We start from the raw sequence: 26,572 nt of genomic DNA, 5'->3' as shown, positions 1-26,572 counted from the left end.
TTTACGTTATCGATAAAGTAGCAGCCTCACTCTAAGGAGTGAATCCCGGCATGTCAATGACTGACACATCCTTACGACACCTGAAAGTGATTCTCTGCCACCTCAGGTGTATTCTGGCCAGCAGGTACAGCCGCGAAAAGGAGTCTCAGCCGCTGACACATCCTGGCATACCTGGTAAATCCGACCGTCCCTTTCTTATGACTCCTGCCATCTTTCTGGCGGCATGGCTCATTCTGGGAGCGCTTTTTTCCTTACAGGAGTATGTCATGGCTCGTTCCATGAAATATTCCGTCGGCTTCGGTGCTCTGTTTTTTCCGTGGGAAGGGCATTTCCTTCTCTGGGGCATTATCTGTCAGATCATCTGGTGGAAATTGCGCGGTTCAATCCAGCGTGCTGCATTGCCTCAGATCCTCACGAGATGGGTTGTGGGTGGCGTGCTCATCAGTGTTCTGGAAGAGGCGGTATGGATTGCATGCTTCCCAAAGGTCCCTCTCCATCAGTCTTCGTGGACGTATCTGCATCGACTCCGCTATTACGTTGACTCTGAACTGCTGAATAATCTGGTGATCTTCTGGGTGGTATTTTTTCTCTTTCGGGGAATCGGCTATTACCAGAAGTTGCGGGAACAACAATATTCTGCAATGCGGCTTGAGAGTGAACTTGTTAATGCCCAGTTGCGAGCACTCCGCATGCAGCTCAATCCGCATTTTCTTTTCAATACGATGAACAGCATTTCCAGCCTTATGCGGTCCGACGTGGAGGCAGCCGACATTATGCTGGAACGAATGAGCAGTATGCTGCGTATGACCCTGGACAGAGGAGACGCGCAACTCATTCCTCTGACCGAGGAGATCGAGTTTATCCAGCTTTACCTGTCAATCCAGAAAATGCGCTTCCAGGGAACGGTGCATCATTATGTCGCTATTGACCCCGAGGTGCATGACGCGCTGGTGCCTGCCATGATTCTGCAGCCGGTCGTGGAAAACGCGTATCTTCATGGAGTTGCACGTACCGTCGGAGAAGCCTTTCTTGGGATTGAAGCACAAAATCAGCACGGCCATCTGCGGTTGTGCGTGCGTAATTCAGGGCGAGGGATAGAAGAACCGCCTCTGAACAAGACAAGAGAACGCGTTGGAATCGCCAACGTGAAAAATCGCCTTGAACTGCACTATGGCATCGATGACAATGAACAGCGGTTTACCCTGCAGGCATTCCCGGATGGAGAGGTACAGGCCATTCTGATGCTGCCTCTTCAGTTTCAGCCGCAGGACAACGGAAGTATTGTGAGTTATGAATATGGCAGTCAGGACAGTTATTGCAGATGACGAGCTACTGGCCAGACAAAAGCTGCGTCAGTTACTTGCCGGTGAAGCTGATATCAAAATTGTCGGCGAAGGAGCCACTGCTCTCGGTACCCTTGATCTCGTACGACAGACGAAGCCCGATCTTCTTTTCCTCGATATTCAGATGCCTGACATGGATGGCTTCGAGATTGTTTCTGCAATTGGTGCTGATCCATCTCTTCAGGCACCGCGCATTGTTTTTACAACAGCATATGATCAATACGCTTTGCGCGCCTTCGAGATCAATGCTGTCGATTATCTGCTGAAGCCATTTACACGCGAAAGACTCGCGCATGCGATAGGACGCGTGAGGGATTACATCGCTCGTTTTCGAAGCGACACTGAAGACAGGAAGTTAACTGCAGAAGAAAAGGCATATACATCGCGGATTGTGTTCAAGTCGAAAGGCAGAATTCTTTTCCTCGCGGTTTCTGATATTCGCTGGATCGGCGCCGAAGAAAATTACGTTCGCATCTGCATCGAGCGGGAGAGTCATCTTCTTCGCGAAACGATGGCGCGGTTTGAGACACGGCTCAACCCGGAGTCATTTATTCGTGTTCATCGTTCAGCCATCGTAAATCTCGAGTATGTAAAGGAAATCCGCACCGATCCTCAGCAGGGGGAATCCTTTGTTTTGATGAAAGATGGGCAAAAGGTTCCCGTAAGCCGTGGATACCGCGCACGGATTGCCCGGCTTCTTGCCCGCCAGGGTGCCGGCCCCCGGCCAACTGACCGGCGCACTATCGAAGCTCAGTGTTGATCTGTATTTGCCGGAGAAGGACTGGAAGATGCGGAGCCGTTGCCCGATATGTTCCTGACTTCACCGGAGCCGATTCTGGCTGTACGCTCTGAGTAAATCCTGAAGCTCACGGTGAGGTTAATTACGGAAGTGACCGGCTTGCCCTCGCGGGTAGCTCCTGTAAACGTGGATTTGTGAATCGCATCCACGGCATTCTCATCGAGTCCAAAGCCGATTGGGCGATAAATGGCTACGCCAAGTGGCTTGCCTTCAGGATCGAGAATGATCTTGTAGATCGCTATGCCTGCAATTTCATTTTCCTGCGCATATTCATTGGAAGCGGGCTCCACGGTATGCACAATCTTTGGCCCCTGAACTCCGGGCCCCGGGCGGACAATGGATGCATCGGTCGGTTCGATTGACTTGTGATCCTGCTGCGCCTGATAGAAATATCGCCAGTATTCCGGCATGGCCGCAATCATTTGAGCATCAATCGAGGAAGCGAAAATCCGGTCCAGCGCAGTGCGCATCATCGCCGACGCCTCGTCGTAAGAAGATACTGTCACGTTGCCGGCAGGCTGCTCCGAAACCTTTTGGTCGGTGGTGGCAGATGCTCCCGGAGTGGGAGTGGGCGGTGGCGGTGGCGGTGGCGGTGGCGGTGGCGTATTCGCGGATGCTTCTTTTGCCGCGTCTGCAGCGGCCTCAGCGGAAGAATAAACGCCGGAGATATGTCCGGTTTCCTTTTCCTGTTTTTTCAGGGCAGCTTTTTCTTCAGGGGTTTGTTTAGGAAGAATCACATCAGCGCGATTGATGGATATCTTCAGTACTTTTTTCTTTGACGTCAGCCGGATGCGATCATATGAAGTGGCCTGCTCCGGCCATGGCGATTCACCCAAAAAGTGAATTCCATAGCGAACGCCCTCCAGTTCGAGCGTGTGTTTCGTTAATCTCACCCGTTGAATTTCAACTGCGCACAGGGTGAATGAACCCGTTGGTGAATGGCTCATCAGATCACCGCGCGCATCGAAGTTCAGATCGTCGTCCAGCCACAGCCCGCGGAGAAAAAGCTGTTTCCCCGTCAGTCGCTGCCGAATCTCCTGTTCGGTGATATCTGCCTGGGGTAGTTTATACGATTGCGCTGGTGCGGCCTGTCCCATGGCGCCAGCTATGGCAGAAGGTTCAGCCTGGATATATCGAGGTGTAGCGCCACCTGCAAATGAAAGGATCAGGGCCGTACTCCAGGCCGATTTCAACGACGCATTCTTCATGACGAATACTCTCCGGACTACCGAAGTTCTGGCTCCGCGATTGAGTCAGACGGATGCGTGCTGGTATGCCGGCTGGACAGGGAGCATAATCTGCGATGCAGACAGGTCGAAGTCTGGAAGATAGCATTTTTTCAGAGAAAATGCAGTGAAATCCTGCAGGAGATTCCGCAGACAGAGTGTGTTTACCAGCGTAAATGAAGATTATTCACACTTACGGCGATGGGAAGCAGATCTGGGCGCAGCGAAACTTCCCGAAGCACATCAGGCTTTCAGGATGTTTAGAAAATTCCTGCTGTGCAGAGGAACGCCAGGAAAAACCATTCCGAGATTGTCTGCACCGAGTGTCTTTACGACGGCTTCACCCAATACCCGACGGTAGTCGGTCGTAATCGCAAGGTCGCGCTGCTGATATAGATTTTCAGGCGCGAGGCCGGGCCATTCCCCATATACTTTCCCGCCGCCGACTCTGCCTCCGAGAAGGAACATCACATTGGCATGTCCATGATCGGTGCCACCCGTGCCGTTTTGATGCACTGTGCGTCCGAACTCCGACATGGTGACCAGCGTCAGATCTTCCGCCTGATCCCCCATATCGATCCAGAAGGCGGCCAGTGACTGGCTGAACTCACGCAGACGTCCCGCGAGCTGTCCCTCGCTGCCTCCCTGATTCTGATGCGTATCCCATCCACCAATGTCAGCAAATGCAGCTTCTACCCCCAGATCGGCTTTCAACAGTTGTGCAATCTGCTTCATGCTGTTGCCAAACGCTCCGCCGGGGTAGTTTGCTCCTGCCGCAGGAGTATATTTTTCAGGGTTGGCAGTGCGGAGCATCCGCACTGCCTCGAAGGTCTCGGCACCCGTGCCATGGAGTATTGCGTCGCTTGATTCGTCGTACATGGCGGCAAAGCTCGCAGCGATCGGAGTCGGATTGACTGAAAAGTTCTGAATGTTGTCCAGGGCCACTACAGGTACCGGTCCTTCAAGAGTGCGCGGAATTTGCGGGCTGAAGGCCAGGGCGCGGAACGGCGAATGCCTGCCGCTTTGGCCGGTCCCGGAATGCGCGGCATCTTCCGCGGCCAGCGCGCGATTTAACCATCCGTCTCGAGTGGATTTCACGCCAGGTGTGCCGGACTCCATATAATCCTGTGCGTCAAAGTGTGAGCGAGTGGGATCAGGTGACCCGGCCGCGTGTACAACGGCAAGATGCTTTTGCTCCCAGAGGGTTTTCAGCGGCTGCATTGCCGGATGCAGGCCAAAAAAGCCATCCAGATCGATCACCTGATTTTGTGGAATAGCGATGCTGGATCGGTACTGATAATACGATGGTTCGCGGTATGGCACGACGACGCTTAGCCCATCGGCGGCTCCCCGTTGAAAGATAACGATCAGCTTTTTGCCTTGAGCTCGTGCCGTTGTCGCTTCAGCAAAAACGCTGCGCGTCAGAAAAGAGGGAATAGCGGAGGTTCCAACTACGGCCATCGCTCCGCTTTTCATGAAAAACCGACGGGTAACCGGCATAAAACGGCTCCTGCGCAATCGAACGCGATCGCAGGGTTGAAGTTGCGGAAAATGTCTGATTTTCTGCGAACTCATACAAATTTCGGTAACTGAAAAGCGAAAACCCATCTCCGGGTAAACTGGTTCTTCATGCGACGGATTGCGATTATTTCAAAACCGCAGAAGGAAGAGCTGACCACTCTGCTTCCAGAGCTGGTATTGTGGCTGCGCGCCCGAGGATTCGAGCCCATACTGGACCCCGTGGGCGGCAATTACACCCGTGAGGCCCGCATAGTTCCACGTCCTGAGCTGCCAGCGGAACAGCCGGAACTGGTCATCGTTCTCGGGGGCGACGGAACGCTGCTGGCAGCTTCGCGCGTCTTCGCAAAGACCGGAACCCCGATTCTTAGCGTGAATCTTGGCTCGCTCGGATTTCTTACAGAGGTACGCCTCGAAGATCTGTATTCGCACCTTGAGGGATGGTGTGAGAGCTGTCACACCATCGAGGCTCGCACCATGGTGCATAGTGAATTGTGGCGCGATGGAAGAATGCATGCCGAACACGAAGCTCTGAATGATGTAGTGATTTCCAAAGGGGCCATCGCTCGTATGGGCGATTTCCGCATTACGGTCGATGGCCAGCTTGCTGCGGCCTTTCGAGCCGATGGCGTGATTGTCGCGACACCTACCGGCTCCACCGCCTATTCTCTGGCTGCTGATGGTCCCATCCTGGTGCCGGCTGTCGACGCACTGATCGTTACACCGGTCTGTCCCCACCAGCTGACCCTCAGACCGATTGTGGTTCATGGCGGGACAAATATTGTCGTGAGTGTCGAGAGTATCCCCGATCAAACAGTACTTACCATAGACGGACAGGAAGCCATAGCTCTTCGTCCCGAAGATGAAATTCGCTGCCGCCGTTCGGAGCTTACCGTAAAGCTGGTTCGTCTTGGGCCGCCGGATTTCTTCGGTGTACTGCGGGCAAAGCTGAAGTGGGGTGAACGCTGAGAAGCACACAGAGGGAATGCTTCTGTTCCTGCTCCAATCAAAATCATATTGAATACCCTGGATTCACAGAGGACTGAAGGGAGTCTGGATGCGAGCACTGGTCAAGAGTCGAGCCGAACGCGGTCTTTGGCTGGAAGACATTCCCGTACCGGAAATCGGCATCAATGACGTTCTGATCCGTGTGCGGAAGACAGGTATTTGCGGAACCGATGTGCACATTTATCAGTGGGATGAATGGGCTCAGCAGACTATTCCTGTCCCAATGGCCATCGGTCATGAATTTGTCGGTGAAATTGTGGAGGTTGGCTCCAACGTCAGCGACTTCCATCCCGGTGATCTGGCCAGCGGCGAAGGGCATGTTGTTTGCGGGCGTTGTCGTAACTGTCTCGCTGGCCGCCGCCATCTCTGCGCCCACACGCTGGGGGTGGGCGTCAACCGCCCCGGTGCTTTCGCGGAATACATTGCTCTGCCGATGACGAATATCTGGCGTCATCACTCCGGGATATCAGAAGAAGTCGCTGCTATCTTCGATCCCTTTGGCAACGCCGTGCACACGGCACTGTCCTTCCCGGTTCTGGGTGAGGATGTACTGATCACCGGAGCAGGCCCGATAGGTTTGATGTGTATCCCCATTGTGCGCCACGCGGGCGCGCGCCATGTTGTTATTACCGATCTCAACCCCTTCCGTCTTGATCTCGCCAGGAAGCTGGGCGCGACAGTTGCCATAAATCCCACGGAAGCCGCTGTGGCAGAGGTGCAGAAGCAACTCGGCATGCTGGAAGGTTTCGATGTCGGTCTCGAGATGTCCGGTAGCCGCCTCGCCTTTGTGGAAATGATCGAAAACATGTGCCATGGTGGGAAAATCGCCATGCTCGGCATTCCTGCAAAGCCGATGGAGATTGACTGGCGCAAGGTTATCTTCAACATGCTGACCATAAAGGGAATTTATGGTCGTGAGATGTACGAAACCTGGTACAAAATGTCGGTGCTGGTAGGCGCAGGGGTCGACATCACCCCCGTTATTACGCACAGTTACAACTACAGTGATTTCGAAAAAGGCTTTGAGGCGATGATGAGCGGCAATACAGGCAAGGTCATCCTCGACTGGACTCGTATCTGATCGTTTTTTAAAGAGCGGTGAACGTGACGAGCGTCCATCCACAGATCAGGCTTCTTTGCCGATCGCTACCACAAAGTATTGTGCCGGCTCGTTTCCTGTGTTGCGCACACCATGTACTTCATTGGAATGCACAAAAGCTGCCGAACCTGCATTCAGCTGCGTTGTTTTTCCATTGATGGTGACAGCTACAGTACCCTTAGAAAGCAGAAACAATTCTTCATGCTCGTGATGATGGGGAGGGTGCGGCATACTGCCGGGCGCCAGCGTTGTCTCATGTACTTCCAGATAGCCACCTTCATGCGTGACGCCATTCAGAATCGCGCGGGATATATTCGCACCGCTTTCGTGTACCGGGAGTTCATCAAATGGCTTTGCGAAAGAGCTGAGTGTTTCGCTGTCTGCCCATGCCATTGAGGTAAACAACAGTGGAAGCGCCTGGCACAATACGCGTCGGGATTTCTCCATGTAAATACTCCTCCTTTTGCCTATCCAGCGTACATTACGACGACGACTGTGCACTTCATGCAGTCACGCCAGCGGAAAGAATATTTCTATCCGCTGGCGGAATGATGTATCAGAAATGAAAGCGGTAGCGAACCTCCCCATAAATCTGGCGCGGGTCGTTGTAGTGAAAACCTCCGAAAGTGAGGCTGTTATCAAGCAGGACCCTCGTATTCGCGATATTCAGGGCATTGATCGAAAGGGTTACCTTGTCAGAGAAGGTTTTTCCCATCGCTGCATCTGCAGTAGTGTGTGCAGGGAGATAATCTCCAGAATAGGGTGATGGTGGATCAGTGTATCCATTGGAAAAGCCCGAACCGTAATAGATATTGAACGAGCCATATATGTGATCCGGCAGATTGCCGTCAAGCCCAACATTCAGCGTGTTTCGCTGATCGTGATCAAGCGGCGAATAACCCGGGGGAACTGCACAGGCGGAAGGATCGCCCGGCGAATAACAGATCAGTCCCCCGGAGATGGGACCTCGCTGCTGCGCAATCTGATTGGAATAGGCCAGATGGGCTCGACCATATTTCCATAATTGCGGCGAGCGCAGCGTCAGCTCCCATCCCTGAATCAAAGCACCATCCACGGTAACCGGGATATAAATGCTCGATGCACCGATGTTGCTGTGATCGAGGAAGTTATTGGCCCTTGTCTGAAATGTATCGGCATCGAGCAGCCAGCCGCGAAACGGAATCTGGACGCCGAACTGATGTTCTTCATCCCGCTCTCCCCGCAATGGCTGGAAGCTGGTGTTGTTGTCTTGTGCGAGTTGCAGCAACGGGCCAGAGATCGTTGTCAGCGGAGGAGGCTGATAAAAATGGCCATAAAATCCTCGGAAAACCCAGTGGAGTTTCGGAATCTGCACGGCGGCTCCAATACGCGGATAAATCGCATCTTCAGAGATCGTCCCCTGGAAATGAGTCTGGCGCTCGCCACCTGTCAGTGTCAGCCACGGTGCCGGTTTATAGCTGTCTTCGAGCCATAATTCTTCGATACCGCCATTTACATTGCTGTTCTGGGGAGAGAGTTGTCCCTGAATACTGAACAGGTCGCCCTCATGTTGTTCATAGCTGTACACACCTCCGGAGAGAGCATTTTTTGCAATCGAAGTCGAAATTGCAGCCTGCAGACCAGCATAGTTTCCCGTTTGATCCGCAGTTGTTGCCGTGGGGAAATCATCGGAATGCGGTTCGTACTTCGCACTGTTGTAGTGATAAAAGGGCGAAACCTGCAGCAGTGTTGTCGGGTTGAAAGTGTGAACCCATGTAAATGCAACATAGCCGTCTGTCTCATGTTCGCCATCACGCAGGCCGCTGGATGGATAAAGCTGATTCTGCCAGTCATCCGGATCGGGATCGCGAGGAATCTGGTAGTAATCCGTCCGCAACTGGCTGACCAGCCGCATCTGGTTCGCCGTGTTCACGTTGTAAATGAGAGAGCCAAAGCCGCCATATCCGTTTTCGGCATCATGAACCGGCTGTTCGATGGCCGGCTGAAGGCCGTAATTACTGCGATTGCCGTTTAGACTTGTGAACCATGCAAATTTTTCTGAATGACTGCCGAGGCTGAGCTGATTGTTGGTTTGATAATACGATCCAATTGAAGTTACAAATTCTCCCTCGCGGTTGTATTCAAAGCCGGTACGAGGAACTACATTGAAAATTCCATATGTTCGATCACCCAGGCCTGCGTTATAGCTGCCGCGATCTACTTCCAGCGTGTCGATGTCTCCGGGATCGATCTGCGGTGCGATATTGCTGGCGATATTCGTATTTGGAATGGATACTCCATCGATCAGCCAGCTTAGCTGATGCCCGCCACGCATGTGCAGCATGTCATGCGTCATGTAGGCTCCGGGCACGTAATCCGTTATCATCGCCAGGCTGTTTGTGCGGCCCGCTCCGGGTGTTTCAGCAATATCCATTCGGCTGATCTGTGTTGTTGGGGTTACCGTGTCCGGATTAAGGGCCGGGTGCTCCGCGGTGATCGTGGTGGATTGCGCAACGGTTGCGATCTCAAGTGGAAAGTGCAGAATGAGAGTGGAATCTGAAGTGACAGTAATGGTCTGCTGCAGTGTTGCAAAGCCTTCGCTGGAAACGGTGACAACATAATCTCCCAAAGGAACAGCGGGGATACGAAAAGCACCGTCCTGATTGGTTATGGCAGAAAAGCTGAGATCCGAATGCGCAGCATGAACGGAAACATGCACTCCGGGAACTGGCCGATGATGCGGATCATGCACAATACCCTGGATCTGTCCAAAGACCGACGCTCGGATCATAGGCACACAGATGAGACAAAAGAGCAGCAATGCGAAAAATCGCATAGTTCGCATGAGAGAAGACCACCTCGCATAAACCCTGAGCTATAGAAATGAGAGACAGCGATTCGCAGGCATGGGCCAGCCAAACTCTTCACTCATACACCGTATTACAGCGGCATGAGTTGCTTCAGGCTGATAGCTATGCGGAATGGCTGAACAGAATTTGCTACGAGAGGAATTGCGGAGGGCCACGCTTCTGGCGAGAGCGGCTGAATGAGATACGGAAACCGGCCTCTGCCTGAGCCACGAGGGCTGGTTGGTGCACCAATCCCGCAAAAATGATTTGATCAGACGCTGGTGCAAATGTGCTCTGCCACATGAGCGCCTTTACCTGCGGGGAATATGGGCATCTTTCGCTTATGGATGTGCTTTGTGTGTTCTGCGTCATGTCCATGCCGGACATAGCGCAGTGATGTTTGCCGTTTCTGCGGCAGCAGGCGGGAAGGTCTGCCTCATCAGCTGATGAGGCAAATGCGGGCGCAATCAGCGGATAGCTGAACAGAAGCAGCAACACAATGGTAAGTGCGCGTCGCAAGCACCCATTGTAAGGCAGAATTCAGCCTCATTCAGAGGCTCATCAAAATTTGTTTTGATCACTCCCTGATTTTCAGAGACCGGGTTATTCGGCGGTGTAGTAGCCATCATGTGTCTGAACAATCAGATCCTTCTTCTTTGGAGTAAGAGCAATTCGGTGATAGCCCGAATCACTCGCATCCTTGCCTGGGATATATCCCAGCTGATACTGCCCCCGCAGTTCTTCGGAGATCTTCCCGTAGATTTCGTCTGTCTTACCCTTTTTCCCTTCAAACATATAACCGCCGGTACGGCCGCAAATTTCTTCCAGAATTTTTTTCCCGTCACCGTGGCTGTCAGCAGTGCGGCCCCCACCTGGGTTGCCACCGCCTCCGGGGTAGCCGCCGGGAGATCCTCCGCCAGGATAACCACCTCCACCACCAGGCCACCTTCCACCCATTCCACCGTGGCGGCCCATCCCCGGACCGTTACCATTGTCTCGTGATTCTTCGCCTTTAAAGTAGATTGCATAAATCGCGGTGTTTGCCCTGAGCGCCGCTTCCACTGCTCCGTTCAGCGTTTCTTTGCTGCCTCGATCGATACCATCCGTCAGCACGATAAGTGCCTTGCGTCCCGGCTGCTTTGCTGCTACATCGCTCGATGCAAGATAGATGGCGTCATACAGCGTTGTGCCGCCGCGTCCTCTCCGGTGTTCACCATCTGCTCCGTGATCGCTGTCATCCGGCGAAGCCTGACTCGAGGATGAGCCAAACTGAGGAACTCCAAGCTGGTCGAGAGCCTTCTGCAGTCTGTCTTTTGAAGGAGTGATGTCCTCCAGCAAATCAACTTCATGATCGAACTGGACCAGAAATGCTTTGTCTTTAGGATCGGTCAGCATCTGCGATAAGAAGTGCTGGCTGGCTGTGCGTTCGTCGTCGAGTACGCTGTGCTGGCTCATGCTGGTATCCACCAGCAGACCAAGCGTGAGCGGCAGATTGGTGTCATGCGAAAAGTATTTAATCGTCTGCGGATGATTGTCGTCGGTGAGCGCAAAATCGTCGGCTGTGAGGTTATTGACGATCGCGCCCTTCTTGTCGCGTACGGTAACGGCCATCGTTACGACTCTGACGTCGACCTTCAGTGTGGCTGGTTGTGTCGAGGCCGTAGTGCCGGATGGAGGCGTCTGGGAGGAAGACGCATCGACCGCCTGAGCAGTTGCTGTCGAAGCCATCAGGGCAGGAGCAAAACTGACTGCCAGCACCCAGCAGGTCGTACGGAAAGATATGGTATGGCGAAACAACTTCAGACACATACAGGAAACGTCCTCTGAAAGCGCGTTGGAAGCAGCGCTTATTAGACGAAAAAGTGCCGAGAGATGTTGCGGCTGATCCTAAGCCTGAAGCCGGGACAGCACCTCATCGAGGGCAATCTGCCACGGAGGTAGTTTGACTCCCAGAATGGAATGAAGTTTTTCATTCGACAATACTGAATATCGCGGCCGTATCGCGGGAGTAGGATATTCCTCGCTCTGGATGGCGGCAACACAAGGTTGCCTGCCGTGCAACAGGGCGCCACCTCGCGAAAAAATCTCCCTGGCAAACCCGCACCAGGAAACCTCTCCTTCGCAGGAGAGATGGTAAATACCTGTCCTGCTTTCCGAAGATAAAGGCGCTTCTGAAAGCATTTTGTCTACTGCCGAACGTGTTGCATGGGCAATGGCCAGGGAACTGGTGGGAGCTCCGATCTGATCATCCACTATGCGGAGTTCATCTCTTTCCCGTCCCAGGCGCAGCATGGTCAGCAGGAAATTCTTCCCATGCGGCCCATAGACCCAGCTCGTGCGAAAAATCAGATGTCTGCCATCAACCGCCTGAATGGCGCGCTCGCCCGCCAGCTTGGACGCACCATAGACGTTCAAAGGAGCGGGTGTATCGGTCTCGATCCACGGAGAAGTCTTTGCGCCATTGAAGACATAATCTGTTGAATAATGCACCAGCAGCGCATCCAGACGGGCCGCTTCTTCAGCCAGCACCCCTGGAGCCGTTGCATTGATGGCAGTGGCCAGTTCCTGATCACTTTCTGCCCGGTCAACGGCTGTGTAGGCCGCCGCATTGAGAATGACCTGTGGATGAACTTCACGTATCAGATTGCGGAGGCCTGCCGGACGGCTCAGGTCGGCATGCGAGCGGTCACAAGCGATGACTTTTCCAAAGCCTGCAAAACTGCGCTGAAGCTCTGTTCCCACCTGACCATTCGCACCAAGGAGCAGAACGACAGGTGCTGTCACGGATAAACCTCAGCGTCTTTCAGCAGACATCCCTGCTGATCCTTTGCCGAAATGATCGCCTTGTCAGAGCTGATGGGCCACGAAATATCTATCTCCGGATCGTTCCACTGGACGGTGCGTTCGCCGGAGGGCGAATAATAGTCAGTCACCTTGTACGCAAAGCCTGCTGTTTCCGTCAGGCAGAGAAAGGCATGCCCGAATCCCGGTGGAATCCAGAGCATATTGCCATCCATCTCGGAAAGCTCGACAGCAACATATTTCCCGAAGTTTGCTGAACTGCGCCGCAGATCGACCGCCACATCGACCACCGCGCCGGAGGCAACGCGTACAAGCTTCCCCTGAGGCTGCGTGATCTGATAGTGGATGCCCCGCAGCACGTCCATCGATGAGATCGAGTAATTGTCCTGTACCCACTTTGTCGGCAGGCCAGCTTCTTCGAAAGCACGCTCATTATAGGTCTCCCAGAAAACCCCACGATTGTCGCGAAAGGTCTTCGGTTCAAGCAGCAGAACGCCGGGCAAAGAGGTCTCTGTGATTTTCATCGTACCGTTCCGTTACTGTCGGATTTAATGTGCGGCCGTTACAGGACGTCATCGGAGATATTCGAGTCGGTCAGCAGTCCCAGAAGATACTGACCGTATCCGCTCTTTCGAACCGGCTTGGCAAGCGCTTCTAACTGCTGATCGCCGATATAACCAAGTCGCCAGACAATCTCTTCGGGGCAGGCAATCTTCAATCCCTGGCGGCGCTCGATGGTCTGAATAAAGAGACCGGCATCAAAAAGCGAATCATGCGTACCTGTATCGAGCCAGGCCATGCCCCGTCCCATGATCTCCACGTCCAGCTGGTCGCGCACGAGGTAATGGCGATTCACATCGGTAATTTCAAGCTCCCCGCGAGGAGAAGGCTTCAGTGAAGAAGCAATCGAAACCACGTCATTATCGTAAAAATACAACCCGGTGACCGCATAACGCGATTTCGGAGTCTCCGGCTTTTCTTCCAGGCTGATCGCTTTTCCATTTCTGTCGAATTCCACAACACCGTAACGCTCCGGATCATGGACTGGATAAGCAAATACCGTTGCGCCATGTGTCTTTTGCGCTGCCTGACGGAGCTGCCGCGAGAGTGTCTGCCCGTAGAAGATGTTATCGCCGAGGATCAATGCTGCCGCGTCGTCGCCAATAAAATCCTTACCGATAAGAAATGCCTGAGCCAGTCCATCTGGTGAAGGCTGAACGGCATACGACAGTTCGATCCCCCACTGATTCCCATTGCCGAGCAGATCAGCAAAGCGAGTCGTGTCCTGCGGTGTGGAGATGATCAGAATGTCCTTCAGACCAGCCAGCAGTAATGTGCTCAGCGGGTAATAGATCATCGGTTTGTCGTAGACCGGCAGCAGCTGTTTTGAAACAACGTGCGTCACCGGATAAAGCCGCGTGCCGGAGCCTCCGGCGAGGATGATTCCTTTCACTGGGGTAGCTGCTCCGTCTGCTGGCGCTCAGTGCCTAAACGCTCCGCATAGTTGTGTTCTATCCACTGCTGGTATGCACCACTTCTCACATTATTTACCCAGTCCAGATGATCCAGATACCATGCCACGGTACGACGAATGCCGCTCTCAAATCGTTCCAGCGGATGCCAGCTCAGCTCGTGTGTGATCTTTGTTGCATTAATAGCGTAACGCCGGTCGTGGCCTGGCCGATCAGTCACATACGTGATCAGATTCCTGCGTGGACCAATACCTGCATTGGGTCGCATTTCGTCAAGCAGATCACAGATTGTCGTTACCACGTCGATATTTGCTCGCTCGCTCGATCCACCCACATTGTAGGTTTCACCGGGGCGTCCGCGTTCCAGCACTTCGCGGATGGCAGTGCAGTGATCGCCAACAAATAACCAGTCACGTACGTTTAATCCGTCGCCGTATACCGGAAGCGGCTTTCCCTCCAGTGCATTCAGAATCATCAGCGGGATCAGTTTTTCCGGAAACTGAAATGGTCCGTAATTGTTTGAGCAGTTCGTAGTCAGCACCGGTAAGCCCCACGTATGATGCCAGGCACGCACCAGATGATCCGATGAGGCTTTGGACGCAGCATACGGGCTGTTTGGAGCATAGGCAGTTGTTTCGGAGAATGCCGGATCGTGCTCGTCGAGTGTGCCGTATACCTCGTCAGTGGAAACGTGCAGAAAACGAAATTGTTCGCGTTCATGCCCCGTCAGCCTGTTCCAGTACTCATGTGCCTGGCGAAGCAGGGTGAATGTCCCGAAGACATTGGTTTGAATGAATGTGTCCGGAGAGACAAGAGAACGATCCACGTGGCTCTCCGCCGCAAAGTGAACCAGGGCGCGCGGCTGATATTTCTCCAGAAGAGACTTCACAAGCGGAGCATCGCAGATATCGCCACGAACAAAAATGTGGCGAGTATCGCCCTCCAGCGTCTGCAGATTCGCCGCGTTTCCGGCATATGTAAGCAGATCAAGATTGATGACTGGTGTTCCCCTCTGCTGTATCCAGTCAAGAACGAAATTGGAGCCAATGAAGCCGGCCCCTCCTGTCACAAGAATGGCGTCATTCATATCTGGTCTGTGTGTTCGGTCCCGGTTGTTGGAGTTCTGTCGAAAGACGTTGTCTTTGTGCTGTGCGCAGGTAATAAAACCCTGCGTTCCCATAGTTTGCAGCGTTGCTGCTGTTACGGTAACAGACCGTGCCACGGAATTTTTGAGGAAAGAGCCGAAATGACGTAGAAATATCCTCATCTTATTGAAAATAAAAGCGCGTTGCACAATCGGATCGAGATGTATCCCATATGAGAATTTCGAGGCAAAACAGGGGCCTGCAGCACTGAAGAGCCCATCGCGTCCTTCAACATGCTTCGTCCGGCGCAACGATGTAATCTGGCAGGGACGAGGTGACTGAATCGCATGAAGGCATTGTTGCTGTCGGAATACAAGCAGCTTGAAATGGCAGATCTTCCCGCACCGGTTCCAGGAGAAGACGAGGTACTGATTCGCGTTGCAGCCTGTGGCATCTGCGGCAGCGACGTTCATGGTTACGATGGAGGCTCAGGCCGCCGTATTCCGCCTGTTGTCATGGGCCATGAGGCTTCCGGAGTCATCGCGGCAACCGGGAGCAATGCCGGGAAGTTCCAGCCCGGCGATCGCGTAACCTTTGATTCGACCGTGTATTGCGGGCACTGCGATTACTGCCGCTCCGGAGACATCAATCTGTGCGAATCACGAGAGGTAATCGGGGTATCGTGCGCGGACTTCCGTCGCGCCGGAGCCTTCGCTGAATACGTAGTGGTACCCGAGCGGATCGTTTATCGCCTGCCAGACGGAATGTCTTTTGCAGAAGCCGCCATGCTGGAGGCTGTCTCGGTGGCGCTTCATGCGTTGCGTGTCTCCGATGTGAAGGGGGGCGAAACTGCCCTCGTGATTGGCGCGGGCATGATCGGCCTGCTTACTCTGCAGGCTGCGCGAGCAGCCGGTTGTTCCCAGGTTCTTGTTGCCGATGTCGATGCCTCGCGGCTGAAAATGGCGGAAGCGGCTGGTGCCGATACGACCCTGCTGGCTTCGGGGACGGATCTTCCGGCAGAGATTTTGAAAAGAACTGCCGGCCGAGGTGTCGATCTCGTGCTTGAAGCTGTTGGGCGCGATGAAACCGTCGCAGGAGCCATCGACTGCGTACGCCGGGGTGGGACTGTAACGCTGATCGGCAACATTACACCGGAGGTGCGCCTGCCATTACAGAAGGTTGTTTCACGTCAGATTCGGCTGCAGGGAAGTGCCGCGTCTGCAGGGGAGTATCCACAGGCCATCGAGCTTGTCTCCACCGGAAAGATCAAAGTGCAGCCGCTGATTACCGCTGTGGCCCCACTTGAAGAGGGGCCGCTCTGGTTTTCACGGCTTTATTCGCACGAGCCGAATCTGATGAAAGTCGTGCTGAGTCCACTTCCTGCCGGGGAAGTACATGCATGAGCGGCTCATTATTTGATCTCACCGGACAAGTTGCTGTCGTTACCGGGACAAGTCGTGGACTGGGCCAGTATCTTGCGAGAGCCCTGGCAAGAGCTGGAGCAGACCTGATACTTACCAGTCGCCGAAAAGAAACGCTCGCTCCCTTTGCCGAGGAGATTCGAGATCTGGGACGCCGCGCTGTCGAACTGGAGCTCGACGTGCGCGATGCGGAGAGCATTACCGCCATGGCCGCCCAGGCTGCCGAAAGCTTTGGGCAGGTTCACATTCTGGTCAACAACGCCGGCTGCAATGTTCGGAAACCCGCTGTCGATGTTACCTGGGAAGACTGGAACCTCGTTCTCGATACGAACCTGCGTGGCAGCTTCTTTGTCGCTCAGGCAATGGCGCGCCTTATGATTCCTCATCACTATGGGCGCATTATTAATATCGGTTCGGTCACCAGCGTTTTCGGTTATGCCGGTCTCGGTCCTTACTGTGCCAGCCGCGGAGGTGTACGGCAGCTTACTATGAGCCTTGCCGACGACTGGGGCAGACACGGTATCACTGTGAATTGTCTTGCTCCGGGCTGGTTCCGTACTGCACAAAACAGCGTGCTTTATGAAAACAAGGAATGGGTGGAATACCTTGTGGATCGTATTCCGCTGAAACGCCCCGGAGCGCCTGACGATCTGGATGGTGCGGTTGTCTTTCTTGCGTCAGAAGCAAGCCGTTATATTACGGGCCAGACGCTGTTGATTGACGGAGGCATTTCAACCGGTGCAATGCGTGCGACCATGCGCCCTGCAGATGCAGACGAGTAGTCCGTCATGCCCCATCTGGCTCCAGCGTCCCGTACTCAGAGATTGGCAGGAACCGGTTCGATCTTCCCCATCAGGAACCAGTAACCCATAATTCCAACGATCAGATATGCCGCGGCTACTCCAAAGGCTGCGGCATAAGACTGTCTGTGATACACCAGATAGCCCGTAATGATTGGCGCGGCAATTCCAGAAAGCTGATTTGAGAAATTGAGAATTCCTCCAAGAGTACCCACGCTGCTTCGCGGAGCAATCAGAGTTGTCGCAGCCCATCCTATAGGAGCCGCTGCCGAGAGCCCGCCGATTGAGATACTGATCCAGAAAAGTGCAACTGGCGCGGAATGAGTATGCGCGGCTCCGAGAATTCCCAGCCCCAGCGCAGTCCCGCCAATCAAAATGGCACGCCGTACATAATCCGCGTTCCACCCCCGCTGAATCAGCGAGTCCGCGAGCCAGCCGCCCACCACGATATCGGTTACGGCAGCAAACAGCCAGGGTGCGCCTGTGTAGAGAAAGGAGTGCAGCAGATCGATATGCAGTGACTGTGCCAGATAGCTCGGCAGCCAGGTCAGCAGCAGATAGAAGACATAATTGTATGCACCAAATCCAAGCAGCAGGCCCAGCACTTTTTTCTGCCGCATCAGATACCAGAGGGAAAGCGGCTCGCCACTATCCACCTGCTCCGGTTGATCGGTTTCGGCATCAGCGGGAACGTCCGGATCGCGATAGACGAAATAGAACAGCGCGAAAAAGAACAGGCTTAGCAGTCCTGTAAAGGCAAAGCTCCAGCGCCACCCAAAACGAATCAGGAAAATGCCCAGTAATGGCACACCCAGAGCCGGCGCCAGTTTTGCGGCAGAATCGAAGATTGCTGTTGCCAGGCTCCGCTCTTTCTGCGGAAACCATAAACCGATCGCCTTTGCATTGCCCGGGAAGGACGGGGCCTCGCCCACGCCAAGCAGCAGGCGCGCACCGAAGAAGCCGCTGATGTTTGGCGTGATCGCTGCGCCAAAGGTGGCGATACTCCATATAAATGTGCTGATCCGGCCCACGCGGCGGACGCCAAATGTATCGAGAATGACCCCGATAGGAAGCTGGCAGAGCGCGTATGTCCAGTTATAGGCGGCTGAAAGATAGCCGAAGGTGATATCGGATATGCCGAAGGTGGCATAGAGCGCTTCGTGAGAGACCGAGAGGTTAACGCGGTCGAAATAATTGATAAGAACACCGATTCCCAGCAGGAATGCGATTTTCCATTTATCGCGCAATGCCGCGGTACTCGCCTGATTCATTCCGTTTGTTATCCGGTAATCTGAGATCCCCGTCATTGTAGCTGCCGCGTGTCGCCGCTGTATTTTTGAAAATAGGTCAGAGTACTATTCATGGCATGCGCCGCATCGCCTTTGCCGCACTCTTCTTTTTGCTCATTGCCCCAGGCTCTTCACTGGCCGTGTCTCAGTCGAGTGCAGAGTATTCTGCTTCGGTGCCCGAAAAAATCATCTTCGACACAGATATTGGCGACGACATCGATGATGCCTTTGCACTGGCGCTGCTGCTGCAGAGCCCTGAAGTCAAAATTCTCGGTGTGACCACAGCGTGGGGAGATACGAATCTCCGTGCACGTCTGGTATCCCGCTTTCTTCGCGAAACCGGTCACAGCGATATTCCTGTCTTTTCCGGAACAGAGACGAAAAGCGCAGCGAAATTCAGCCAGGCGCAATGGGCCGGACAATCTCCGGAGCGCCGTTATCCGGATGCTGTCAGCTTTATGCTCGACACGATTCGCAGATATCCCGGCGAGGTCACACTCGTTTCTGTGGCGCCCTTTACCAACGTTGGAGCGCTCATATCGAGGGACGCTTCTACCTTTCGTAAGCTGAAGCGGGTTGTGATCATGGGAGGTTCCGTTTATCGAGGCTACGGAGATACCGGTTACGCTCCTGGCCACGGTCCGGAAGCCGAATACAACATATATTCGGATATCTCATCCTCCAAAAAACTATTCACCGCAGATGTGCCGATCTACATGATGCCGCTCGATTCGACGCAGATCCCACTGGATGAAGTACGTCGCGACGAGCTCTTCAGTCACGGTACAGCGATGACAGACGCGCTCACCCTGCTTTACCACCAGTGGTCTGCGGCTAATCGCACTCCTACCCCAACGCTCTTTGATGCCATGGCTGCTGCTTATGCGATACGCCCCGAGCTCTGTCCCGTAAAGCCCATGCACATAGAGGTCGACGACAAAGGGTTTACTCGTCCTGCGCCAGGTACGCCCAATGCTGAGGTTTGCCTGAATTCAGATGTGCAGCAGTTCTACGATTTTTATATGCCTCGCGTACTGAAGCCCGGCACCCTGTCTATAGAGCAGACACGCAGGGATTCGTCGGCGCATCCCTGATGCCGGGCGATGTCATTTTGCAATCTGTGCATCGTTACAATTTTTCTACTTTTACCGGACCCTGCCAGCCGCGGAGAATCAATCGATATGTCGCGTCCCGGCGCACGTGTGTCACGATTGCCGGCCGAAAGCAGGCGAGACATGTGCCGGCAGCACGCCGAACGCTGGGGTAGATAATTCCCAGTCCGCTCGCATGTAACAACGATGCCGCAAGCGCCTGCGATGCCGTGTAGCTGTCCGGGTCAAGGCATGCGGAAAACTCAGCTGTGCCGCGGAGATCATAAAACTCGCCGTGAAAATCGGCAAGATAGTCGACATATTCTGCCAGGTCTTCCTCAGTCCAGTTCGTTTCACGCAGCCATTGCCTGCGATGGTGGATCACTTCCGCCTGGGAAGTTCTCACTTCATAGCCCGCATACCACGCGCCTCTCTCGGAAGAATTGAAGCGAGACCCTGTAGGGGCAGGATGGCAGAAGGCCGCGTTGACGATGCTTGCCGAGGGAACCCCAAAGATCAGCTCACGCCTGTCAATCCCTGGAACCTTGCCCAGCTCTGCCAGCAATCGATCGTTCGTTGCGTTGTCCAGCTCGAAGATGCCATTCAGCATCGCTGGATCGCTGCTTAGGCGCGCCAGTACGGAGTTTCCGCCGTTGGCGAACTTCGCGGGGATCAGCCGATGTGTCCTGCGGCGGTTGATCGAGTGCAGAGGTGGAAGGGAACTATCGGCCGCCACGTCTGCCATCCAACAGGCGGCGCACATTCAGTATGCCCGGTACCCCGTCCCGGATCAGCATGACCAGTGGTGGTGCACCGCTAAACATCGCGTGACTGTTTGGCCGTATAACCCATTCATCGGCGAGCTTTTGCTGGAAGAGAATATTCAGTGATTTGAAGATGCCAGTCAGCAGAGAAATGCGTGTCAGCTCATCCTGGGTCAGTATGCCTCGCCTGTGTTTTTTCAGGTCATAATAGCGGCCATTTGAAACACCGCCCAGCAGAGCCATGGCGTCGTCATTTCTGAGCTTCCAGATTTCCGCGATGCGGAAAAATGCTTCCAGCGCCGGTGCACTTAATCGTTGTCTCGTTCCTGTGTCTGTCAGATCCGGAACGTTGCCCGGTGACTGGCTGAGATCTGGAATAAGTGCAGGGAAAGCCATGCCATAATCTCCAATATTGGAGATTATTATATACATTTATGAGCTAACGAGAGCAATCCCATGATCGAATCATCAGCAGTTGCCGATATCACTTCATTGATTTTGCCTGCGAGGGCGGCGTGAAACACAGCAACTCCTTCCGGTTGCTCAAAGCCGATAAACTGAAAGGAACATGAAGCAGCGCACGATCGAACATTACGCGCTCGTCCGAAAGCTGGGAGCGGGCGGCAGCGGCGTCGTTTACCTGGCGGATGACACCCTGCTGCAGCGCCCTGTGGTGCTTAAAGTGCTTCGCCGCGGCGCATTGACATCCGAACAGATGCGCTCCACGGTTCTGCGCGAGGCCCGTATGGCTTCCGCAATCGAGCACCCCAATGTCTGCGGCATCTACGAAGTCGGCGAAGAGGGCGAGGAAGCCTTCATCGTAATGCAATATGTGCCCGGTCAATCGCTCGACAAGCTAATCATCAAAGGGCCTGCGAATCTGCAGCTTGCGCTTTCCGTGGGGATTCAGATCTCGGATGGTCTTGCCGCGGCGCACTCCCTTGGCATCTTTCACCGTGACCTGAAGCCTGCCAATGTCATGCTCACGGATGGTGGCCTGATAAAGATCCTGGATTTCGGTCTCGCCCGTCGGCTCAATCCGGAAGAAGCCGATTTCGACCCTGCGAAATCATCACGCCGGACGCCCGGCATGCCGATTGCGACATATACCGCGCGCGGCGGAACCATAGCCTACATGGCTCCGGAGCAATTTGTCACAGGGCAAAGCAGCGTGCAAAGCGATTTGTGGGCACTCGGCGTCATTCTCTACGAGCTTGTCAGTGGGCGCCATCCATTTGCGCGCCCCGATGTCGATGAATTTCAGAGCATCCGCGCTATCCAGTTTGCTGACCCCGCACCCTTGCCGGAAGTGCCGGCAGAAATTCGTTCGGTCATCTTCCGCTGTCTGCAGAAAACACCCACTGAGCGCTATTCCAGCGCTGCCGATGTGCGTGAGGCGCTCAAGACCATCATGAAGGCTCTGCAGATTGAAACCGGCATCATTCCTGGCGATGCCGCTGCAAAGCTGCCGTCTTCGCCGGCCGAGGATGAAAAGCGCGCCACCGGGTTGCTGTCTATGCTTGCCGAGCGCTTTCGCGAATCCTCTGGTGAGCGCGAGAGGCAAAACAGCATATTGGTACTGCCTTTTCAAAATCTGGGAACAACCGATGTCGCGCCGCTCTATGGCTACGCGCTGGCCGACGCTGTAGCTGCGCGCATCGCCCGTAAGTCGTCGCTTGTCGTTCGTCCCACGAGCGCGCTGATGCAGCTGCCCGTAGGACAAATGGATCCACTTGCTATTGGTCACAAGCTCATTGTCGACTGGGTCCTCACGGGCAGTTTTCTGCGCTCAGATCAGGGGTTCGATCTGAACTGGCAGTTGCTTGATGTCGAACGGGAAAGTGTCCGTGGAGGCGCTGCGATCAGCGTCCCTTCCTTCGATCTCATTGCAGTACAGACTGAAATCTGTAATGAAGTATTTGCTTCGCTTCAGGGGCTTGGCCAGCTCGATCAACGACCTGAAAGGAGTGTGGTGCGAGGAGCCCTTCGAACAGAGCCGCTCGCCGAAGATATCTCCGAGGACTATCTTCAGGCCCGCGCCATGCTGTCTTCATTTATGCAGCGTACCGGCAGCCGGGCCGATCTCGATCGTGCTCACGATCTCTTCGAAAAGGTTGCCGAACGTGAGTCGTCGTTTGCAGCCGCATGGAGCGGACTCGGCATGACGGAGCTTCAGTACACTCGACATGGATTTGGTGGCCAGATGCACGTTATCGCAGCGCGGCGAGCCTTCGATCGTGCTCTTGGTCTCGATCCGGGGTCGGTCGAGGCCAATCTGTATCGCGTTTACATGCTGCTTTCACGTGGTGAGAAAGAGAGCGCCCGTCACGGCATTGAAAACTTATTGCAAACCGCCGCAAACGACTGGAATGTTCACATGGTTGCCGGCATAACGCTGCGTTTCGACGGTATGTACGAGCAGGCACTGGAGCAATTCAGCCGCTCCCTTATCCTCAACCCTTCCAACGCACCCATCATTTATAACCATCGTGCCCGCGTTTATCAGTATCAGAACCAGCTGGAGCTTGCCGAGGACGAGCTGCAGAAAGGTCTCACACTCGAATCCCGCCACCCGCTTCTTCGTACCTCTCTTGCTTATCAGCGCATGCGGCAGGGGGAGATGGCGCAGGCTATCGAAATGCTCGAAGGGGTCATTCGCGATGACAGCAGCATGCGTATTGCTGTGCCTACGCTGGCGATGTGCTATGCACAGGCAGGTGACCGCGAGCGCGCAGCGGCCTTCATCGAAGAGGACACCATTGCTGCCGCCGAAGCCGACAGCGAGATGGCGTACCGCCTCGCGACCTACTTTGCAGTAGATGGCGATGAGAGCGAAGCCCTCCACTGGCTGCGCCGCGCCATCTATCTTGGAAATGAAAATTACCCCTGGTTCTCGAAAAATCCTGGCTGGAACCGTCTTCACGGCCACACGGATTTTGAGCGTATTCTCGAGGATCTCAAACGAATCTTCCGCCGAAATCAGAAAACATGGAAGCGTCTGCTGGAGCAGCTGCCCAAAAACTGATGACATCACGAGCAGTCATCCGTTTGGAGTTCCAGAGCCGAATCAGTATCAGCCGGATCAGCACTTTCGGCATTTGGCCAGGATGGCCTTTTGCAGGCGATCGCGCAGCTCACCGGGCAGCTCATAGATCTCATGGCTGCGATAAATCTCAATCGTTTTCCGGGTCGTGTTCAGCGTAATCACACAGTGCTCACATCCCCGAAGATGCTCTTCCAGATCGGCGCGCAAAGGAGCCGCCACGTTATTGTCGAGCAGATCGTCGAGCTGAGCGATAAATTCTGTGCAGGTCACTTCACACCATCCCCATTTTTTTTGCGGAAGTACCGGCTAAGCCGTTCCCGCAACTGCAGACGAGCTCGCAGCAGGCGTGACTTCACTGCCGGCACGCTCAGGCCCAGAGTTTCTGCAGTCTCTTCGGTCGAAAGGCCATCCACATCGCGCAGCACAAATACGACACGAAACCCAGGTGGCAATCCCTGGATTGTCTTGCGCAAAATCTCTGCCATCTCCGATTGGCCATACTGGGCTTCAGGATTCGGGCTCCAGTCAGCCAGATCGCGTGGCATCGAACCTTCGTCGGTCTCTACATCTTCATCAATTGAGACCATCTTCCCGGTGCGCCGCCGCCGCAGCCGCATCAGCGACTCATTGACAGCGATGCGTACCAGCCACGTGTAAAACTTCGAATTTCCCTGAAACTGATCCAGCTTCTCGTATGCTTTGAGAAACGCATCCTGGACCACGTCTTCGGCATCTTCGCGATTCTGCGTGATGTGCTGCGCTATACGGAAAACCTGGCGGTCATACTGCCGCACCAGCTTTTCGAACGCTGCCACATCACCCGCGCGCGCCTGGTTAACCAGCAGGATGTCCGGATGGATCTCCCCGGTGCTCTGCAGCGGCTCTGTCTCAGGCATAGTGGCCAGCATCAGTCAATTGGATGTGATCGCCGTAATGAAGCGTCATTTTTTGTATGGTATATGGCTCAAGGCTTGCAGGGCAAAGCACCGAAGGAAATTCAAAGGAAACAGGAAACCTGTGTTTTTGAGCCGGGGATATGCTGCAGATCATTGCAGCCCAGTTATTTAGCTTTCAATGCCCAGCCCAATGGATCGCATCAGCTGCAGGGCATTGCTTGTCCGTACAATTCCCGGCTTCAGACGGTAATCGAAGTGCAATTCGCCGTTCTCAAGCCGGTCTTCAAAGTGGCAGTTAACGGCATGCATTCCGGGTGCTTCGGGAATCTGGGTGAGAGCCAGATCGTGAGTGCTCACGATGCCGATGGCTCCCTGCCTGATCAGGTGATCCACGACCAGCTTTGTTCCAGCCAGGCGGTCATGTGAATTCGTCCCGGACAGGAGTTCATCCAGCAGAAACAGCACTGGAACCTGTTGTTCCGCCAGGTCCGCAATCAGCTTTACTCTGCGGATCTCCGTATAAAACCGTGAGGTACCACCATTCAGAGAATCGAGAACGCAGATCGAAGCGGCCACAGCGAGTGGCGACAGAACAAGCCGCCGTGCTCTTACCGGAGCACCGCACTGTGCCAGCACTGCATTGATTCCAATACTGCGGATAAAGGTGCTTTTGCCGGCCATATTCGGCCCGCTCAGGATAACCAGCTGCGGTATTGTGCCTGGCTGCCTCGCCGTATCGCCAGAGCCGAGCTTCAGATCATTTGGCACCGCGCCTGATGCGGGCAGTAATGGATGCGCCAGTCCCTCGGCGTCGAAGGCCGCGCTTCCTGCGGTCTCGATCAGCTGCGGGAACACATAATCCGGATGTTCCCATGCAAATCCTGCAAGCGCCGTGAGCGCCTCAGCTTCTCCAGCCGATTCCAGCCATCCTCGAATTGCCGGGCCAAATCTCTTTTGCCAGTCTTCAGCCAGGAAGACGACCTGTGCTATCCAGAATGTAAAGATATCCAGAAACCTGGCATAGGGATTGTGCCGGGATTCCAGCCATTCCACAAGCCGGCTGAGTTTTCGTACCGCTTCGGAAGGTACGGTGTTGTCACGCTTCAGGGCCTCCTGCAACTCCGTCAGCTTCGGGGAGGTAAATGCCTCCCGCTCCAGTAGCTGAAGTACATCGGCCAGCAGCTTCAGGTCCGCTGCAGCCTTCTCGATCTCGTCGGCTGATTCGTCTAATCGGCTATGCAGATGATGAGAATAGCCAAGGTTAAGAATCGACATGAGTACCGGAAATGCTGTCCAGCCCCAAACGCCCCAGCTTACCAGGCTGGCCACCCAGAGAACCGAAAATGCGGTGGTTAAAATGCGGATTGTCCGCGTACGCAGTATCGGCGGATGTTCTCCCCAGGCGGAAAGCTTCTCTGGCTGGACGCCGAGGCGTACCGTCTCACCGAGCGAAAACAATCTTTCCCGAAAATCGGGCTTGTCTTTCAGCTCTGATATAGCTTTCTGCCGCGCGCGGATCTCCCCAACAGGCGCTGCGTCCAGCAGCCATTTGGCCAAAGTGGATTCACCGGCTCTGGTACGTGCGGTACAAAGCAATTCAAAAAGAGAGGCTTTTCCAAACAGGTCCAGGTCGCGGGCATAGGGATGCATTGGATCGAGAAAATTCTCTCCGGATTCTCCGGTTCCCTGCCATGTACCGCTCACCCGAGCCAGCCCGTGCTCATAATACGCAATGGTGCGCGCTCGCGATCGCAAAGAGCGCAGCAGCCTTTCATGAAAAACAGCCAGCACTACAAAGATAGCTACAGGGATCAGGAGCAGTGTCAGCGCGGCTGGCCGACGCATGAATAAAGCTGCCATCAAAATGAAAACGCAGCCTGTCGCCAGTTTTGCAAATCCGAACTGCTTCTCACGTCGCTGGCCTGCATTCTGCTTTGCTCGCAGTACTTCCAGCTTGCGCGAATAGATGTCGGCGGGGCTGTAATCGCCCGGTATTACCGGCTCCACGATTGCTTCATTTTCTGCCGAACGGTCTGGAAGATCTTGTCTGCTGGGCATAAATCGCATGGTCGAACCAGATAATTG

Annotated in this window: 23 protein-coding genes; 8 read left to right on the top strand and 15 right to left on the bottom strand. The window is 54.4% G+C overall.

What is annotated here, in order from left to right; genetic code table 11:
- The first annotated feature begins 266 nt into the window (after positions 1-266).
- Positions 267-1,325, top strand: coding sequence for a sensor histidine kinase (locus tag D0Y96_RS01590; RefSeq protein WP_158562126.1), 1,059 nt, complete (start codon positions 267-269; stop codon positions 1,323-1,325).
- A complete protein-coding gene (locus tag D0Y96_RS01585) occupies positions 1,291-2,103 on the top strand; it encodes a LytR/AlgR family response regulator transcription factor (RefSeq protein WP_117297585.1) in 813 nt (270 codons plus the stop codon). Before D0Y96_RS01590 ends, D0Y96_RS01585 begins: the two co-directional genes overlap by 35 nt.
- On the opposite strand, the gene D0Y96_RS01580 is transcribed toward D0Y96_RS01585, so the two are convergent.
- Together D0Y96_RS01580 and D0Y96_RS01575 are read right to left on the bottom strand one after the other, a co-directional pair.
- Entirely contained in the window at positions 2,094-3,350 is a 1,257-nt protein-coding gene (locus D0Y96_RS01580) for an energy transducer TonB (protein WP_117297584.1), read from the bottom strand. The two genes, D0Y96_RS01585 and D0Y96_RS01580, sit on opposite strands and share 10 nt — an antisense overlap.
- Positions 3,351-3,611: 261 nt before the next feature.
- A complete protein-coding gene (locus D0Y96_RS01575; protein ID WP_117297583.1) occupies positions 3,612-4,868 on the bottom strand; it encodes a DUF1501 domain-containing protein in 1,257 nt (418 codons plus the stop codon).
- Between the two features lie 129 nt (positions 4,869-4,997).
- Between D0Y96_RS01575 and D0Y96_RS01570 the strand changes: the two genes are divergently transcribed.
- On the top strand, positions 4,998-5,855 hold the full coding sequence (locus D0Y96_RS01570) for an NAD(+)/NADH kinase (protein ID WP_117297582.1): 858 nt from the start codon (positions 4,998-5,000) through the stop codon (positions 5,853-5,855).
- 88 nt (positions 5,856-5,943) lie between these two features.
- The gene (tdh, locus tag D0Y96_RS01565) at positions 5,944-6,975 is read left to right on the top strand and encodes an L-threonine 3-dehydrogenase (protein ID WP_117297581.1); all 1,032 of its coding nucleotides are present in this window, start codon (positions 5,944-5,946) and stop codon (positions 6,973-6,975) included.
- Between the two features lie 45 nt (positions 6,976-7,020).
- Here the strand turns inward: tdh and D0Y96_RS01560 are convergent, their stop codons facing one another.
- The 7 genes from D0Y96_RS01560 to rfbB form a co-directional block, all read right to left on the bottom strand.
- The gene (locus D0Y96_RS01560; protein WP_117297580.1) at positions 7,021-7,440 is read right to left on the bottom strand and encodes a cupin domain-containing protein; all 420 of its coding nucleotides are present in this window, start codon (positions 7,438-7,440) and stop codon (positions 7,021-7,023) included.
- 109 nt (positions 7,441-7,549) lie between these two features.
- Positions 7,550-9,808, bottom strand: a complete 2,259-nt coding sequence (locus tag D0Y96_RS01555) for a TonB-dependent receptor (RefSeq protein ID WP_158562125.1) — start codon at positions 9,806-9,808, stop codon at positions 7,550-7,552.
- A 616-nt stretch (positions 9,809-10,424) separates the two neighbouring features.
- Positions 10,425-11,549: a VWA domain-containing protein gene (locus tag D0Y96_RS01550; RefSeq protein ID WP_252263373.1), complete on the bottom strand. Its 1,125-nt coding sequence runs from the start codon at positions 11,547-11,549 to the stop codon at positions 10,425-10,427.
- A 159-nt stretch (positions 11,550-11,708) separates the two neighbouring features.
- Entirely contained in the window at positions 11,709-12,605 is an 897-nt protein-coding gene (rfbD, locus tag D0Y96_RS01545; RefSeq protein WP_117297576.1) for a dTDP-4-dehydrorhamnose reductase, read from the bottom strand.
- Complete coding sequence (gene rfbC / locus D0Y96_RS01540) at positions 12,602-13,147, bottom strand: dTDP-4-dehydrorhamnose 3,5-epimerase (protein WP_117297575.1); 546 nt, start codon at positions 13,145-13,147, stop codon at positions 12,602-12,604. Before rfbC ends, rfbD begins: the two co-directional genes overlap by 4 nt.
- 38 nt (positions 13,148-13,185) lie before the next feature.
- Positions 13,186-14,076 (bottom strand): glucose-1-phosphate thymidylyltransferase RfbA, encoded by an 891-nt coding sequence (rfbA, locus tag D0Y96_RS01535; RefSeq protein ID WP_117297574.1) that lies wholly within the window; start codon positions 14,074-14,076, stop codon positions 13,186-13,188.
- Complete coding sequence (gene rfbB / locus D0Y96_RS01530; protein ID WP_117297573.1) at positions 14,073-15,182, bottom strand: dTDP-glucose 4,6-dehydratase; 1,110 nt, start codon at positions 15,180-15,182, stop codon at positions 14,073-14,075. Before rfbB ends, rfbA begins: the two co-directional genes overlap by 4 nt.
- Before the next feature lie 384 nt (positions 15,183-15,566).
- Between rfbB and D0Y96_RS01525 the strand changes: the two genes are divergently transcribed.
- Together D0Y96_RS01525 and D0Y96_RS01520 are read left to right on the top strand one after the other, a co-directional pair.
- Positions 15,567-16,583 carry a galactitol-1-phosphate 5-dehydrogenase gene (locus D0Y96_RS01525; RefSeq protein ID WP_252263372.1) on the top strand — a complete coding sequence of 339 codons (1,017 nt, stop codon included), beginning with the start codon at positions 15,567-15,569 and terminating at the stop codon, positions 16,581-16,583.
- Positions 16,580-17,383, top strand: a complete 804-nt coding sequence (locus tag D0Y96_RS01520; RefSeq protein WP_117297571.1) for an SDR family NAD(P)-dependent oxidoreductase — start codon at positions 16,580-16,582, stop codon at positions 17,381-17,383. The genes D0Y96_RS01525 and D0Y96_RS01520 overlap by 4 nt, the downstream gene beginning before the upstream one ends.
- Before the next feature lie 35 nt (positions 17,384-17,418).
- On the opposite strand, the gene D0Y96_RS01515 is transcribed toward D0Y96_RS01520, so the two are convergent.
- Entirely contained in the window at positions 17,419-18,672 is a 1,254-nt protein-coding gene (locus D0Y96_RS01515; RefSeq protein ID WP_117297569.1) for an MFS transporter, read from the bottom strand.
- A gap of 191 nt (positions 18,673-18,863) precedes the next feature.
- Here D0Y96_RS01515 and D0Y96_RS01510 point away from each other — a divergent pair, with 191 nt between their 5' ends.
- Complete coding sequence (locus tag D0Y96_RS01510; protein ID WP_350448943.1) at positions 18,864-19,784, top strand: nucleoside hydrolase; 921 nt, start codon at positions 18,864-18,866, stop codon at positions 19,782-19,784.
- 34 nt (positions 19,785-19,818) lie between these two features.
- On the opposite strand, the gene D0Y96_RS01505 is transcribed toward D0Y96_RS01510, so the two are convergent.
- Entirely contained in the window at positions 19,819-20,526 is a 708-nt protein-coding gene (locus tag D0Y96_RS01505; protein ID WP_117297565.1) for an RES family NAD+ phosphorylase, read from the bottom strand.
- The gene (locus D0Y96_RS01500; RefSeq protein WP_117297563.1) at positions 20,504-20,941 is read right to left on the bottom strand and encodes an antitoxin Xre-like helix-turn-helix domain-containing protein; all 438 of its coding nucleotides are present in this window, start codon (positions 20,939-20,941) and stop codon (positions 20,504-20,506) included. Before D0Y96_RS01500 ends, D0Y96_RS01505 begins: the two co-directional genes overlap by 23 nt.
- A 172-nt stretch (positions 20,942-21,113) precedes the next feature.
- On the opposite strand from D0Y96_RS01500, the gene D0Y96_RS01495 reads away from it, so the two are divergent.
- Positions 21,114-23,570 (top strand): serine/threonine-protein kinase, encoded by a 2,457-nt coding sequence (locus D0Y96_RS01495; protein WP_117297561.1) that lies wholly within the window; start codon positions 21,114-21,116, stop codon positions 23,568-23,570.
- A gap of 57 nt (positions 23,571-23,627) precedes the next feature.
- On the opposite strand, the gene D0Y96_RS01490 is transcribed toward D0Y96_RS01495, so the two are convergent.
- From D0Y96_RS01490 to D0Y96_RS01480, 3 genes are all read right to left on the bottom strand, one after another.
- A complete protein-coding gene (locus D0Y96_RS01490; RefSeq protein WP_117297559.1) occupies positions 23,628-23,861 on the bottom strand; it encodes an anti-sigma factor family protein in 234 nt (77 codons plus the stop codon).
- Positions 23,858-24,487, bottom strand: a complete 630-nt coding sequence (locus tag D0Y96_RS01485; RefSeq protein ID WP_117297991.1) for a sigma-70 family RNA polymerase sigma factor — start codon at positions 24,485-24,487, stop codon at positions 23,858-23,860. The genes D0Y96_RS01490 and D0Y96_RS01485 overlap by 4 nt, the downstream gene beginning before the upstream one ends.
- A 168-nt stretch (positions 24,488-24,655) precedes the next feature.
- A complete protein-coding gene (locus D0Y96_RS01480; protein WP_158562124.1) occupies positions 24,656-26,545 on the bottom strand; it encodes a MutS-related protein in 1,890 nt (629 codons plus the stop codon).
- Positions 26,546-26,572: the final 27 nt, after the last annotated feature.

Origin of the sequence: Paracidobacterium acidisoli (assembly GCF_003428625.2) — a bacterium.
Classification (GTDB): Bacteria; Acidobacteriota; Terriglobia; order Terriglobales; family Acidobacteriaceae; genus Paracidobacterium; species Paracidobacterium acidisoli.
This window is presented reverse-complemented; position numbering and strand designations above follow the sequence as displayed.

Bases quoted from the DNA above. Each gene is read 5' to 3' on its own strand.
- D0Y96_RS01590 (WP_158562126.1), top strand. From the start codon at position 267: ATGGCTCGTTCCATGAAATATTCCGTCGGCTTCGGTGCTCTGTTTTTT.
- D0Y96_RS01585 (WP_117297585.1), top strand. From the start codon at position 1,291: ATGAATATGGCAGTCAGGACAGTTATTGCAGATGACGAGCTACTGGCC.
- D0Y96_RS01580 (WP_117297584.1), bottom strand. From the start codon at position 3,350: ATGAAGAATGCGTCGTTGAAATCGGCCTGGAGTACGGCCCTGATCCTT.
- D0Y96_RS01575 (WP_117297583.1), bottom strand. From the start codon at position 4,868: ATGCCGGTTACCCGTCGGTTTTTCATGAAAAGCGGAGCGATGGCCGTA.
- D0Y96_RS01570 (WP_117297582.1), top strand. From the start codon at position 4,998: ATGCGACGGATTGCGATTATTTCAAAACCGCAGAAGGAAGAGCTGACC.
- tdh (WP_117297581.1), top strand. From the start codon at position 5,944: ATGCGAGCACTGGTCAAGAGTCGAGCCGAACGCGGTCTTTGGCTGGAA.
- D0Y96_RS01560 (WP_117297580.1), bottom strand. From the start codon at position 7,440: ATGGAGAAATCCCGACGCGTATTGTGCCAGGCGCTTCCACTGTTGTTT.
- D0Y96_RS01555 (WP_158562125.1), bottom strand. From the start codon at position 9,808: ATGCGATTTTTCGCATTGCTGCTCTTTTGTCTCATCTGTGTGCCTATG.
- D0Y96_RS01550 (WP_252263373.1), bottom strand. From the start codon at position 11,549: ATGGCTTCGACAGCAACTGCTCAGGCGGTCGATGCGTCTTCCTCCCAG.
- rfbC (WP_117297575.1), bottom strand. From the start codon at position 13,147: ATGAAAATCACAGAGACCTCTTTGCCCGGCGTTCTGCTGCTTGAACCG.
- rfbB (WP_117297573.1), bottom strand. From the start codon at position 15,182: ATGAATGACGCCATTCTTGTGACAGGAGGGGCCGGCTTCATTGGCTCC.
- D0Y96_RS01525 (WP_252263372.1), top strand. From the start codon at position 15,567: ATGGCAGATCTTCCCGCACCGGTTCCAGGAGAAGACGAGGTACTGATT.
- D0Y96_RS01520 (WP_117297571.1), top strand. From the start codon at position 16,580: ATGAGCGGCTCATTATTTGATCTCACCGGACAAGTTGCTGTCGTTACC.
- D0Y96_RS01515 (WP_117297569.1), bottom strand. From the start codon at position 18,672: ATGAATCAGGCGAGTACCGCGGCATTGCGCGATAAATGGAAAATCGCA.
- D0Y96_RS01505 (WP_117297565.1), bottom strand. From the start codon at position 20,526: ATGGCAGACGTGGCGGCCGATAGTTCCCTTCCACCTCTGCACTCGATC.
- D0Y96_RS01500 (WP_117297563.1), bottom strand. From the start codon at position 20,941: ATGGCTTTCCCTGCACTTATTCCAGATCTCAGCCAGTCACCGGGCAAC.
- D0Y96_RS01495 (WP_117297561.1), top strand. From the start codon at position 21,114: ATGAAGCAGCGCACGATCGAACATTACGCGCTCGTCCGAAAGCTGGGA.
- D0Y96_RS01485 (WP_117297991.1), bottom strand. From the start codon at position 24,487: ATGCCTGAGACAGAGCCGCTGCAGAGCACCGGGGAGATCCATCCGGAC.
- D0Y96_RS01480 (WP_158562124.1), bottom strand. From the start codon at position 26,545: ATGCCCAGCAGACAAGATCTTCCAGACCGTTCGGCAGAAAATGAAGCA.